At 36.8% G+C, this 13,158-nt stretch carries 15 protein-coding genes; 14 read left to right on the top strand and 1 reads right to left on the bottom strand.

Annotated elements, in window-relative coordinates:
- The first annotated feature begins 6 nt into the window (after positions 1-6).
- The 10 genes from pstB to ACN6MT_RS12960 all read left to right on the top strand — a co-directional run bounded on the left by pstB (position 7) and on the right by ACN6MT_RS12960 (position 8,331).
- The gene (gene pstB, locus ACN6MT_RS12915) at positions 7-807 is read left to right on the top strand and encodes a phosphate ABC transporter ATP-binding protein PstB (protein WP_419956125.1); all 801 of its coding nucleotides are present in this window, start codon (positions 7-9) and stop codon (positions 805-807) included.
- A gap of 12 nt (positions 808-819) precedes the next feature.
- Entirely contained in the window at positions 820-1,479 is a 660-nt protein-coding gene (gene phoU / locus ACN6MT_RS12920) for a phosphate signaling complex protein PhoU (RefSeq protein WP_063251324.1), read from the top strand.
- Positions 1,480-1,508: 29 nt separating this feature from the next.
- Positions 1,509-2,366 carry a DUF4912 domain-containing protein gene (locus tag ACN6MT_RS12925; protein WP_419956126.1) on the top strand — a complete coding sequence of 286 codons (858 nt, stop codon included), beginning with the start codon at positions 1,509-1,511 and terminating at the stop codon, positions 2,364-2,366.
- Complete coding sequence (locus ACN6MT_RS12930; protein WP_419956127.1) at positions 2,359-3,597, top strand: glycosyltransferase family 4 protein; 1,239 nt, start codon at positions 2,359-2,361, stop codon at positions 3,595-3,597. Before ACN6MT_RS12925 ends, ACN6MT_RS12930 begins: the two co-directional genes overlap by 8 nt.
- Before the next feature lie 145 nt (positions 3,598-3,742).
- Complete coding sequence (gene rpmG, locus ACN6MT_RS12935; RefSeq protein WP_015594975.1) at positions 3,743-3,892, top strand: 50S ribosomal protein L33; 150 nt, start codon at positions 3,743-3,745, stop codon at positions 3,890-3,892.
- Between the two features lie 52 nt (positions 3,893-3,944).
- On the top strand, positions 3,945-4,517 hold the full coding sequence (locus ACN6MT_RS12940) for a 5-formyltetrahydrofolate cyclo-ligase (RefSeq protein ID WP_419956128.1): 573 nt from the start codon (positions 3,945-3,947) through the stop codon (positions 4,515-4,517).
- Complete coding sequence (locus ACN6MT_RS12945) at positions 4,514-5,305, top strand: DUF92 domain-containing protein (protein ID WP_419956129.1); 792 nt, start codon at positions 4,514-4,516, stop codon at positions 5,303-5,305. The genes ACN6MT_RS12940 and ACN6MT_RS12945 overlap by 4 nt, the downstream gene beginning before the upstream one ends.
- Before the next feature lie 109 nt (positions 5,306-5,414).
- Positions 5,415-6,365, top strand: a complete 951-nt coding sequence (locus ACN6MT_RS12950; protein WP_419956432.1) for an L-lactate dehydrogenase — start codon at positions 5,415-5,417, stop codon at positions 6,363-6,365.
- Between the two features lie 57 nt (positions 6,366-6,422).
- Positions 6,423-6,629 (top strand): hypothetical protein, encoded by a 207-nt coding sequence (locus ACN6MT_RS12955; protein WP_063251318.1) that lies wholly within the window; start codon positions 6,423-6,425, stop codon positions 6,627-6,629.
- A gap of 133 nt (positions 6,630-6,762) precedes the next feature.
- Complete coding sequence (locus ACN6MT_RS12960) at positions 6,763-8,331, top strand: rhomboid family intramembrane serine protease (RefSeq protein WP_419956130.1); 1,569 nt, start codon at positions 6,763-6,765, stop codon at positions 8,329-8,331.
- On the opposite strand, the gene ACN6MT_RS12965 is transcribed toward ACN6MT_RS12960, so the two are convergent.
- Complete coding sequence (locus tag ACN6MT_RS12965) at positions 8,294-9,127, bottom strand: hypothetical protein (RefSeq protein ID WP_419956131.1); 834 nt, start codon at positions 9,125-9,127, stop codon at positions 8,294-8,296. The genes ACN6MT_RS12960 and ACN6MT_RS12965 overlap by 38 nt on opposite strands.
- Before the next feature lie 192 nt (positions 9,128-9,319).
- On the opposite strand from ACN6MT_RS12965, the gene ACN6MT_RS12970 reads away from it, so the two are divergent.
- From ACN6MT_RS12970 to ACN6MT_RS12985, 4 genes are all read left to right on the top strand, one after another.
- Complete coding sequence (locus tag ACN6MT_RS12970; RefSeq protein ID WP_063251315.1) at positions 9,320-9,532, top strand: YqgQ family protein; 213 nt, start codon at positions 9,320-9,322, stop codon at positions 9,530-9,532.
- 5 nt (positions 9,533-9,537) lie between these two features.
- Positions 9,538-10,512, top strand: coding sequence for an ROK family glucokinase (locus ACN6MT_RS12975; RefSeq protein ID WP_419956132.1), 975 nt, complete (start codon positions 9,538-9,540; stop codon positions 10,510-10,512).
- Between the two features lie 100 nt (positions 10,513-10,612).
- On the top strand, positions 10,613-11,800 hold the full coding sequence (locus ACN6MT_RS12980) for a M14 family metallopeptidase (protein WP_419956133.1): 1,188 nt from the start codon (positions 10,613-10,615) through the stop codon (positions 11,798-11,800).
- A gap of 190 nt (positions 11,801-11,990) precedes the next feature.
- Positions 11,991-13,133, top strand: coding sequence for a hypothetical protein (locus ACN6MT_RS12985; protein ID WP_419956134.1), 1,143 nt, complete (start codon positions 11,991-11,993; stop codon positions 13,131-13,133).
- Positions 13,134-13,158 lie beyond the last annotated feature (25 nt).

Below are 13,158 nucleotides of genomic sequence, written 5' to 3' on the forward strand. Positions count from 1 at the left end.
ACTATAATGGAAACATCAACAGCCACTGCAAATATTGTCAACACAGAAGAAAAACAAATTGTATATAAAACAAGCGACTTAGATCTATGGTATGGTGATAATCAAGCGCTAAAGAAAATAAACCTAGATATTATGGAAAATGAAATTACTGCTATTATCGGACCTTCAGGTTGTGGAAAATCAACGTATATTAAGACATTAAATCGTATGATAGAACTTGTACCAGGTGTTAGAACTTCAGGTGAAATTCTCTATCGAGGGAAAAATATCCTAGATAAATCCTATCAAGTAGAAGAATTGAGAACAAAGGTTGGAATGGTATTCCAAAAGCCCAATCCATTTCCAAAATCAATTTATGAAAATGTGGCTTATGGACCAAAAATACATGGTATTCGCGATAAAAAAATCTTAGATCAAATTGTTGAAAAAAGCTTACGTGGGGCTGCGATTTGGGATGAGGTAAAGGATCGTCTTACTCAAAATGCTTACGGGCTGTCTGGGGGGCAGCAACAGCGTCTCTGTATCGCCCGCTGTCTTGCGATAGAACCAGATGTCATTTTAATGGATGAGCCTACTTCTGCACTTGATCCCATTTCGACATTAAAGGTAGAAGAACTTGTACAAGAATTGAAGAAGGATTTTAGTATTATTATCGTTACTCATAACATGCAGCAGGCTGCACGTATATCTAAGAAAACTGCTTTCTTTTTAAATGGAGAAGTGATAGAATTCTCTGAAACTAATAAAATTTTCTCTACTCCAGCAGATAAGAGAACTGAGGACTATATTACAGGAAGATTTGGATGATGAGGTGAAGAGATGAGTACAAGATCGAAATTTGATAGTAAATTAACGGCTTTAAAAGAGAAACTTTTAGAAATGGAACGTTTAGCGGAGACTGCTGTTCGTGATTCACTAAGTGCCCTAATTAACCATGATATTGAATTAGCTAATGCAGTCATTGATGGTGATGATAAAATAGACACCTTAGAACATGAAATTCATGATACCGTTTTGCTTTTGATTGCAAGAGAATCACCCGTCGCAAAAGATTTGAGAACACTCAATGTGGCTTTAAAGGTTTCATCGGAAGTAGAACGTATGGCCGATATGGCAGTAAATATAGCAAAAGCAGCCATTCATATTGGTAATGAAAAGCACTTTAAAGAAATTCGTGATATTCCAAAGATGATGGATCAAGCACTTGAAATGGTCACAATGTCAATTAAAGCATATATTGATGAAGATGTGATGCTTGCACAGAATTGTGCTGAGAAGGATGATGAAGTGGATAATATGTTTGGTAAATTAGTTCATGAACTAATTAGCATGGTCCCAGAAAACCCGAATGCAACAAACCAGATTATTCAACTATCTTTTGTATGCAGATTTATCGAAAGAATTGCTGATCATTCAACGAACATTGCTGAGAATGTAATCTATCTTGTAACTGGAAAAAAATTCAACCTAAATGAGTAATAATAATCCACCTAAGATGAGACCTCTAAATGATGTCTCATCTTTTTTTTATGCTAAGAAAATTGTCACTTTATGCAGAAGCAAAATACGACAAAATACGTTTATTGTACAGTTCGCTTACCGGTGGTACCATTAAGTTTATCTATGAAAGAATATTTAGATTACTTTTGCATATGTATGTGTTTGCAGAATGGAGGAGAACAATGATTGAAGAAATTATTAAACTAAGAGAGGATGGTTTATCATTCCGAAAAATCGCCTCACAACTCAACACTACGGTTGGAAGAGTCCAATACCGATGGAATAAATATATAAATAGTCAGGAAAATCATATAGTAGATGATACTGTTGAAGAGATATCTAAGAAGGAAGATGACGTTTTAGAACAGTCTTCGATGGAATATTCTCCAATTAAAGGTGAACTTCAAGTGAAACTGGTTACCCCAAGAAAAATTATCGTTTATTGGGAAGCATCAAAGATTCCCGAGAAAGTTATTACTTTATTTTATAACGGGAAGTATGAGGAATTGGTCTATATCATTAGACTATATGATGTAACAGATATCATTTTCACGGGAGAAAATGCACATCATTACTATGATATCGCGGTACCCTATCATAAGGGACATTGGTTTATCAAAGGCCTTACAGCAAATAGGAGTTATGTAGCCGAATTAGGTGTTAAATTTAATGATAATGACTTTTTTCCAATCCTGCGCTCATATTCTGTTCAAACCCCCCCATTAGGAAATGTAAATGGAAGTGAAATTTATAATAATTTAGTACACAATCAACAAATTGATCAATACTCCCCAAAATGGATTGATTATGTAAGTACGTACAGTTATTACGGAGAAGCAAAAAATGTGGGGCAGAATAATGAATGATAAATTAATAAATGAAATGACCCAAAAATATTCCTATGATTGGCGATTAAAAATTCTAATCCTGACATGGGAATACCCGCCAAACGTTGTAGGCGGGCTTTCAAGGCATGTTAATGGTCTTTCTGTACATTTAGCTGAGCAAGGCCACGAGGTCCATGTGGTAACAGCAGGCAATGCCAGTCTCGCGGCTCACGAAATCATGAGTGGCGTTCATGTCCATCGTGTCACGCCACTCAATAACCAAGACGACCATTTTCTATCTTGGATTGCTGGTTTGAATCTAGCTATAAGTTACAAAGGTGAAAAAATAGCAGAAAATATAAAGTTTGATATCGTACATGCTCATGATTGGCTGGTGGGAACGGCTGGAATTACGTTAAAAGAAGTGCTATCGATTCCATTATTATCTACGATTCATGCGACTGAACATGGCAGGAATAATGGAATTTATACAGAGATGCAGCGGTTTATCCATGAAAAAGAACTTCAGCTCATGACAGAATCAGATCAAGTCATTGTGTGCAGTAACTATATGAGAGAAGATCTTTTAGCAAACTTCCATCTCTCAGATAAAAAAATAACCATTATTCCAAACGGTATCGAACCCTGTAATAGTAAAGTAGATTCAAATAAGATTTATCCATTTATTAAGAATAAAAGATACATTTTTTCAGTCGGCCGAATCGTAAAAGAAAAAGGGTTTGAGACGTTAATTGAGGCGGCACAGGCAGCAAAGGAACAGGGACAGGAAATTTATTTTGTTATTGCGGGTAAAGGGCCAATGCTGGAAAGATATCGGAAGATGGTAACAGAAAAACAATTAGATCATTATGTGGCTTTTATTGGCTATGTTACGGATGAGGAAAGAAATGCGCTATTAATGAATAGTGAAATAGCTGTGTTCCCTAGTTTATATGAGCCTTTTGGCATTGTGGCTCTAGAAGCTATGATTCTTGGTAAACCCACCATTGTTTCAGAAACAGGAGGGCTAAAAGGGATTGTGATGGATCGGCAAACGGGCTTGCTCATGGTTCCAGGTGATGCAGAAAGCCTACTGAAGAATATTGAATTTTTATTACAGAATCCGCAAATAGCAGAAGAGATTGGTTTAAAAGGAATGAAGATTGTTAAGAGTTTATATGGATGGAAGCGAATTGCTTCCCAAACCGTTAACGTAATGGAAGATACTCTGTTACATCAAAGGGCCAATATGAGTGAAAAGACAAGATAGTTTAAGCAGAAATAATATCTAGGTTAACGAAATTCTGGATAGTAAAATAAGCTTTTAAAAAACACACTAGCATTTCCTTTTGAAAAATGATATTATAGAAAAGTCGTATGAACGAACTAGCTTAATCGTTTGGAGGGAAATTGACATGCGTGTAAATATTACGTTAGCTTGCACTGAGTGTGGAGATCGTAACTATATTTCAACAAAAAATAAACGTAACAACCCAGATCGTCTTGAGCTTAAGAAGTATTGCCCAAGAGAAAAGCGTACAACAGCACACCGTGAAACAAAATAAGCAGTAGGGCTTCCTGCTGCTTTTTTTGTTGTAAAAAAATAAGGAGATGACGATGCACTTGTCCGAAAAAAACCTTATACGTAAAGAAATGAAAGAGAGTCTAGCGCTTCTTTCTAAACCTAATTATGAACATTATTCCTATATAATTGCTAACACCCTATATAAAGATGAGGATTGGCAAAAAGCGAACGTCATCGGAATTACAATCTCGAAGGAACCTGAAGTCGATACATACCAAATTATACAAAAGGCGTGGGAGGAAGGAAAAGTGGTTGCCGCACCGAAATGCAATCCGAAGACAAAGACTTTGTCCTTTCGAAAAATAACGGAATTTTCACAACTTGAATCCGTTTTTTATGGATTACTTGAGCCCATTATAGAACAGACGATAGAGGTAAAGCCTGAGGATATCGAGCTTTTATTTGTACCTGGTTTAGCGTATACAAGACAGGGATTTCGTCTTGGTTTTGGCGGAGGGTACTATGATCGTTATTTAACGAAATATAACGGAAAAACTATTTCTCTTGCCTTTAATCTCCAAGTCATTCCCCAATTCTCTATAGAAAAGCATGATATTCCGGTTTCAAAGATAATCACAAATGATGAGGTAATAAAAATAAAATGATTCAAACTATAGTTATTAGTACAATCATTATTTTAGGCGGCATTGCAGGTTATTTAGAACGATCATTAAGCAGTAATGGCGCCATTGCTGCGGTAATAGTAGGGGCAGCTGTCTATTTTGGATTTGGAATAAAAGGACTTCTCCTTCTTGGATTATTTTTTATTACATCCAGCCTATGGTCCAAATATAAGAGCTCAGCCAAAAAAGATATTGAGGAAAAATTAGCTAAGGGAGCAACTAGGGACTGGGGTCAAGTGGCAGCAAATGGTGGTTCTGCAGCGTTAATCAGCATTATATATTATTTTCAACAGGATTTGGTTTGGCTGATTGGTTTTATCGTTTGTCTTGCTAGTTCAAATTCTGACACCTGGGCATCAGAAATCGGCACCTTAAGTAAAAGGAAACCCTTATACATACGTACGTTTAAGCCAATTGAAAAAGGGACATCAGGAGCTGTCAGTTTATTAGGGACTACAGCTGCCATTTTTGGTTCTATGCTAATAGCTTTTGCAGGTGCTTGGCTTTTTGATTTGCAACTATTCCACGTCTTTATCATTTTCTTGTTCGGCTTTTTAGGTAATGTCATCGATACAATATTTGGCGCTTATTATCAACAGGTTTACATATGCAATAAATGTGGAATTGCAACAGAGAAAAAAGTGCATTGCCAAATGGCAGCCAAAAGAATAAAAGGGTATCATTTAGTGGATAATGATATGGTGAATTTTTTGTCAGGTCTTATTGCTGCGCTATTAGCAATGATTGTTATTTATTTTGTAACTAGGTAGTTATAAGGTACGATTTCTCACCGATTAAAACTGATAAATACTTGTGAACTAATATACAATAATAGAGTAATGAATTTATTAATATATCCACTATGTCCAGAGGAGGAATATCATGGTAAAAGTAAATAGAGTTGTCCTTGTTGGAACTGGTTTTGTCGGCTCAAGCTATGCTTTTGCGCTCTTAAATCAAGGAATAACTGAAGAACTTGTGCTAGTTGATTTAAACGAGGCCAAAGCTGAGGGGGATGCGATGGATTTAAATCATGGTTTGCCATTTGCACCATCACGAACCAAAATTTGGTATGGAAGCTATGCGGATTGTGATCAAGCTGACCTTGTTGTGATCACGGCTGGCGCTAACCAAAAGCCAGGCGAAACTCGTCTTGATCTTGTAGAGAAGAACACGAATATTTTTAAAGGGATTGTTGAACAAATAATGGCAAGTGGTTTTGATGGTATTTTTCTAGTTGCAACGAATCCGGTTGATATTTTAACCTATGCAGTATGGAAGTTTTCTGGGCTTCCAAAGGAACGTGTAATTGGTTCGGGTACAATTTTAGATACTGCTCGATTCCGCTTTTTATTGGGACAATATTATGATGTGGATACACGTAATGTTCATGCCTACATTATTGGGGAACATGGAGACACTGAACTTCCAGTATGGAGCCACGCAGATATTGCTGGAATGAAAATATCTGAATGGACAAGTAAGCATGAAACGAACCAAGAGGACCTTGACAATATATTTATCAATGTACGAGATGCAGCGTATCATATTATTGAACGAAAAGGTGCGACCTATTATGGAATTGCGATGGGACTTGTTCGATTAACAAAAGCGATTTTACGTAATGAGAATTCAGTATTAACTGTTTCTGCTTATTTAGATGGGGAATACGGTCATAAAGACGTCTATATTGGCGTCCCTGCCGTGGTAAATCGCAGTGGTATCAGAGAGGTCGTAGAACTTGACCTAAATAAGAAAGAGAAGGAAAAATTCTCAAACTCCGTGAAGGTACTAAAGGAAACAATGGATCCTGTTTTAAGTAAATACTAAAAAGAGTTGGATAAAAATAGACTCCTGCTCACACAATATGGGTAGGAGGGATGAATAATGTCTCGTATGTTGACATCCATATTTATGATTGGGTCAATCGGCTATGTTGCATTCCGCTTTAGGTATCGAATCATTAACGTAATGCTAAGGTCTGGCTGGATGCGTCGACTTGCCGTAGGCTCCATCATGAGCTTTCCAGGTGTGAAAAACAAAATGATGCAGACCGTTTTTGGAGGACCAACTGAAAGACCATCTGAATGGTGAAAACCACAGATGGTTTTTTTTATTGAAAAAATGCGGTCCTTATTAACCTGTTTTTGTCATTATTAGGCGAGTTTTTCGTTTATAATGAAATAAACGGTAAACAATGTTACAAAAATAGTCCTAATAGAAAGTAGTGGGCGTATTGAACAATAAAGAAGATTACCTCTTTTGGAGATTAGCTTATTTTTTCGTTTCAGAACAAGGCTACCGAATCGTTCAATTATTTGATAATCAAAAAGAATTATGGCTGGAAAGACTGGAAAATAAAAAAGCCCCCATCATTCGGTTATTACGGCAGGATTTAGACTGGAGCAATACCATGCAAAGAGATATAGAATTTACCGCCTCAAATGGTGAAAAGGTTCGAAAACAGCTTGGTCGTGGGGAGCTTTCGATTTTAAATGTCTATATTAGTCAGTATCCGCCTGTTGATGAGTACGAATTTCGGCTGGTACGTCCATTTATTTTCCCTCAAGGTAATAAAACAAGTGTTAGTTCTGTACTAATAACCCGTGATCAATATGAGGAAGGATTTAAATCTTTATCAACCAGGCTTGAAAGCGAAGTCTCCTTCCCCGTTCATGAAGAGTATTCTGAGCAAGATGTTAATGCTCAAAAGAAGGCAACGTTAGACTTTGCGATACAATCAGCAAGGAAAGAGAAAGAAATATTTACGAATGGAAAGCCATTTTTTACATACTTTTTTATGATTATCCAGGTGGCTGTTTTTTTATTATTAGAGCTACAAGGGGGAAGTACAAATACATCTACACTAATTAAATTCGGGGCAAAATTTAATCCATATATTTATGACGGAGAATGGTGGAGATTCATTACACCCATTTTCCTGCATATAGGTTTTTTACATTTGGCCATGAACACCTTGGCACTGTATTTTTTAGGTCCTGCTGTGGAAAGAATCTTTGGGAATTTGCGATTTCTACTTATTTATCTATTTGCAGGTATATCAGGAGTTATTGCCAGTTTTATCTTTAGCCCAAATATTTCTGCAGGAGCTAGTGGAGCAATCTTTGGTTGTTTTGGAGCATTGCTTTATTTCGCTCTCATATATCCGAAACTTTTTTTTCGAACAATGGGACCAAGTGTTATAACGGTTCTTGTCTTTAATTTAATATTTGGTTTTACCGTCTCAATTGTAGATAATGCTGGACATTTAGGCGGATTAGCCGGTGGTTTTCTTGCAGCAGGGATTGTGCATTTCCCTAAAAAGAAAAAGCCATTTTTGCAGCTGCTATTTTTGTTGGTATCTGCAGGTATTATTTACGGCTCGCTATTGTATGGCTTTGAACATTCCAAGACAGGTGGAAATGAAAGTTCCACAATGATGTTAGCGCAAGAATATATAAAACAGGAAAATTACGAACAAGCATATGCCGTTTTAACGAAATATGCAGAATCCAATCAACCATCTGCGGAGGTATATTTTGCGTTATCGTTTATTGAAATCAAGCTTGGTGAGCTAAAGGATGCGAAAACACATCTTCTTAAAGTGATTGAAATGGATCCGGACTTACCGGAAGCATACTACAATCTTGCATTAATTTATCTAGAGGAAAATGACGTATTGAAAGCAAAGGAAAATGCTGAAAAGGCAGTGGAAATAAGACCAAGTCAACAAGAATACGCTGATTTGGTTCAAGAACTTAATCGACTGCTCCCATCATCTGACGGAGGAGAATAGGCTCACCCGAAGCAGTTTCGATTAACACTAAAATATGAGTCTTATCCGTTGCAATTAAAATTAGAGGAAGGGTACTGCCTCTGGGACTTTCACTAGTTCCGTCTGCTTTTTTTATACCTAGTATATAGTTTTTATATAAGCCTTCCCAAAGATTACCTACAATTGCATCGGTCTGTGATTTTGTAAAACCAGGCAATACATTCTTTGCCAGTTCATTGAATTGGCTGAGGGGGTAAGCCTGGTAATTTTTTAAATTAATTGCAAAATGGCGCAGTGCTTTGTTCCAGCTTAGCTGGAGCATTCTCTCGGTTTGTTGGTCCAGTTGTTTCTTGATTTTCTCTTCATCTGCGGCAGGGGTAATAAAGTAAATTTGATCAGATGACATTTCCTGTGAGCTGGAAATTTGATCTTCCTTACCATGAAGCTCCGCATGGTGAAAAGTAATTGCTTGTAATAGTGAACTATTATCAATCTTCTTTCTTTTTTCCTGTTCGAGCTCTGCTGTATTTTGTTTCCATTTCCACATTTCATCTAATAGGCGGCCATTGGCATATAATAGGGCAGCATCCTGTCTTAAGTAGGCTTTCCGGTCAAGAGTGGAATGTTCTTTCCAGAGGATCGTATGCGCTTGTTGATCTGTTATCGCTAGTGTAGTCTCTGCCGTTTTGAAGGTTACATTTGGGTCAATAGGGAAGTACGTAATACTCTCCTGTGCCTTTGGATTGGCATGCTGATATATACCAATAGCTAGAACAAGGGTAATTGATATTCCTAGTACTAAATAGATTCTTATCATCTAATCCCAACCTTCTTTTACTATTAATGGAGTATAGTAGTTATAGTAAAGGTTATGGGAACAACTTGTTGGACATGCAAAAATTTTATACGGTTAGAGTTGCTTTCTAAAGAACGTCTTGAGAGCAGCATGGGCTTAAGGTATACTTTACATGTAATGTTTCTTATTCTTTAAGTAAGAGGGCTAAAAAAAATGAAGTCAATCTATGATATTCAACAATTATTAAAGCAATATGGAACGATTATTTATATTGGTGACCGAATAGCTGACCTTGAATTGATGGAGTCAGAATTAAAAGATTTATATCAAGCCCAGCTAATAGAACCCAAAGAATACTCGACTGCATTGTTAATTTTAAGGCATGAAATAAGATTCTTAAAAGAAAAAGAAGAAAAAGATAGGTGATTACAGTGTCAGAACAATGGATAGTTGGAGTTGACCTTGGAGGGACAACAACCAAATTAGCTTTTATAAATTTGAACGGAGAAATTCAGCATAAATGGGAGATTCCAACGGATAATTCAAACGAAGGTCAAAATATTACCGCGAATATTTCTATTGCAATCAATCAAAAGCTAGAAGAATTGAAAGAACAGAAAACTAAATTAATTGGAATTGGTATGGGGGCTCCAGGACCGATAGATTATGAGACTGGTGTTGTCTTAAATGTTGTTAATCTAGGGTGGAAAGATAACTTTCCATTACAAGAGAGCTTGCATTCTTTAACGGGCTTACCAGTTGCTATTGAAAACGACGCTAACTGTGCTGCATTAGGCGAAATGTGGAATGGCGCAGGTAAAGGCGCAAGTAATCTAGTATGCGTGACACTTGGAACGGGTGTAGGCGGTGGAGTTATTGCTAATGGTAATATTGTTCGAGGTGTTAACGGTGCCGCTGGGGAAATTGGTCATATAGCGTCAATACCTTTTGGCGGTGCACCTTGTAATTGCGGAAAGTCTGGCTGTCTCGAAACCATTGCATCTGCAACTGGCATTGTACGCTTAGCAGAGAATGAGCTATCGAATCCTGAATCAAAGGGAGAGCTTGCTGCCCTCCTTGTGGAAAATGGAAAAGTTACAGCAAAGGATGTTTTTGATAGTGCTCGTAATGGTGATGAACTTGCAAATAAAGTCCTCCATGAAGTCAGTTTTCATTTAGGATTTGCTCTAGCGAATATTGCTAATACACTGAATCCCGAAATGATTGTTCTGGGTGGTGGAGTTTCGCGTGCCGGTGATATTTTATTGGACACGGTGAAAGCAAATTTCTCTAAGTTTACTTTTTCGGCGGCTAGGGATTCTACAAATCTTTCGCTTGCCACACTAGGAAATGATGCTGGAGCAATTGGTGCAGCATGGCTGATAAAAAATAAACTAAACTTATAAGAAAATATCCTAAAAACCTGCATCCAAATGCAGGTTTTTATTATGCTCATTTTCTACCGCCTTTTGTCATATCATTTTTATGATGGAAGGAGGATGAAATATGGAGGTTAGAGTCCGGGAAGGTGACTCCTATGCGTATTATGGCCGATTATTCATGGTTCCACTAGAACTTATTATCGATTCAAACGAGAAGGTAAATCCATCTAATTTGAAAACTGGCACGAAAATAATGATACCAGGCTATGTTTCTGTTCCATACACCATAAAAGAAGAGGATACATTATGGAAAATTAGTAAGGCAAAAAATTTATCCATTGATGCCATAATGATACTAAATCAAATGCAAAATCCAAATCAAGTAGTACCCGGTGAAACCCTATATTTGCCTGAGCGTATTTCACAACACCATGTTAGTTTGAAACTTCCTTATGGTTCGAAAATTTTAACGAAGCAGATCAAAGCGTTAAAAAAGTTTTATCCATTTATAAATGTAGATACAATTGGCACTAGTGTTCTAGGTAATCATATTCAAGAAATAAGGATTGGAAAGGGTTTAAAAAAAGTTCATATGAATGCTTCTTTTCATGCGAATGAATGGATTACATCCATGATTTTAATGAGCCTTGTTAATCAATACCTTGTTTCTTTAACGAATCGAAGCCAACTAGCAGGTATTAATTCGATAAATTTATATAATGAAACAGAACTCTCCATTGTTCCAATGGTAAATCCGGATGGGGTGGATCTCGTATTGAATGGACCGCCAACAGGCAGTCGTCAAGAGGTATTGAAGATAAATGAAGGTAGTGGTGAATTTGTCCATTGGAAAGCAAATATAAGAGGGGTAGATTTAAATAATCAGTTTCCAGCTAATTGGGAGATTGAGCAGGAAAGGAAGGCACCAAAGTCGCCTGCACCTAGAGATTATCCAGGAAGCTCTTCTTTATCAGAACCAGAAGCAAAAGCAATGGCTGATTTAATAAAGAACAATCAATTTGATCGTATTCTTGCCTTTCATACTCAAGGAGAGGAGTTTTATTGGGGATATGAAGGATTTGAACCACCTGAATCTGAATTCTTAGCAAGAGAATTTGAACGGGTGAGTGGATACAAGGCAATACAAAATGTTGATAGTCATGCTGGATTTAAAGATTGGTATATTCAAGAATATAAACGCCCTGGTTTCACACTTGAATTGGGAAGGGGCATAAATCCGCTGCCTTTATCACAAATTCATGACATTCTCAAAAGAGTTGAGGGAATATTTCTAGCGTCACTTTATTTGTAAATAACCCCCTTTACGGCTTGTAAAATGATTTCAATGACATTAAAATAAATTATTGTGTTGGTCTTTGTTGATAAGAAAAAGTCGTAAGTATGCGACTTTTTTCTTATTTCAAGAATGTTCTGTAATTATTGAAACATTTCTGTAAAATAAACGTACTAATTAATGTGAAGAAATTGGAGGGAGGGGGAAAATGAGCTTTAGCAAATGTACTTTACTAATAAAATTTATTTTTCAAATTATATTTTTGCTCGTTTTTGCCTCTTTTTTTAGTGCGTGCGCACATCAACAAGATGCCGAACCCAGCCCTTCTAAAGATACTGACAAGGAAAATGTCCCGCCCGCACAACCTGAAGATACATGGAAACTCCCCATTGAAATTCCAGAAGGTGAATTTTACAAAGTTGGCGGCTGGTATTCCGACCATCAAATACTTTATATTACCAATCTTGAACAAACATCGTCTGTTTATCTTTATAATCTTTTAACAGGCAGTAGTGAATTACTTTATAAGAGTGAAGTCCCAATTGTCACTTTACAGACAAGCCCATCAAAAAAGAATATACTTATTCAATCATCCCCTTCTACGTATGAAGGACAAGTTACCATCCTCTCTCTAGAGGGCTCAGAAATCTTGAAACAAGCTATACCATCATATGAATTAGCTTTTGAATGGAACCCATTTAATGAGTCTCAGATACTCATCTCAACTTTTAATGAAGATTGGACATTTCAAATGTTGCTTTTAGACATTGAGCAAAGAGAGACAACTGAACTAACACTTCCTCAACCATTTGTTAAATGGCTGGGAAATGAGGAAGTTGCCTATCTGAATTGGAATGATGATGGACCATCTCTTTTTGCTCCCCTCATGATGAAAAGTTTACGTGCTGAGACGGGGGAAGAAATATTTACAGATGTACTTCAATTCGCAGCTTTCAATGACATTTTAATGACTGTTACGGTTAAGGATGATGAACAGTTACAGGCTACTTATACTTTTTATGATGAGGACAAAAGGATAGTAAATTCTTTTTCGATTCCTCATTTATCAATGTTTTCCGGCTGGTTGGTCCCTTACAATGATTTAAATGTCAGTAAAGGAGAGTTTCTTACCCTTAAACCAGTGAAAAGTGCAGAGGCTGATGCTTACCGTGAAGGTTTTGAGCTTGTTTCCTATGATATTAATAACGGCAAACAAAACGTTATTTTGAATGGCCTGAAGAATGAACCAATTTTGTTATCCCCTTCTGGCAAATTTGCACTGTACGGTAATCGTTTTGAAAAAGTCATTGATTTAGAAACAGAAGAATTAAGGGAGCTTATAGAAAAATAAAAAGACTGCCAGTTGGCAGTCTTTC

The sequence above is a fragment of the Neobacillus niacini genome, from assembly GCF_048572935.1.
GTDB classification, from domain to species: domain Bacteria; phylum Bacillota; class Bacilli; order Bacillales; family Cytobacillaceae; genus Neobacillus; species Neobacillus niacini.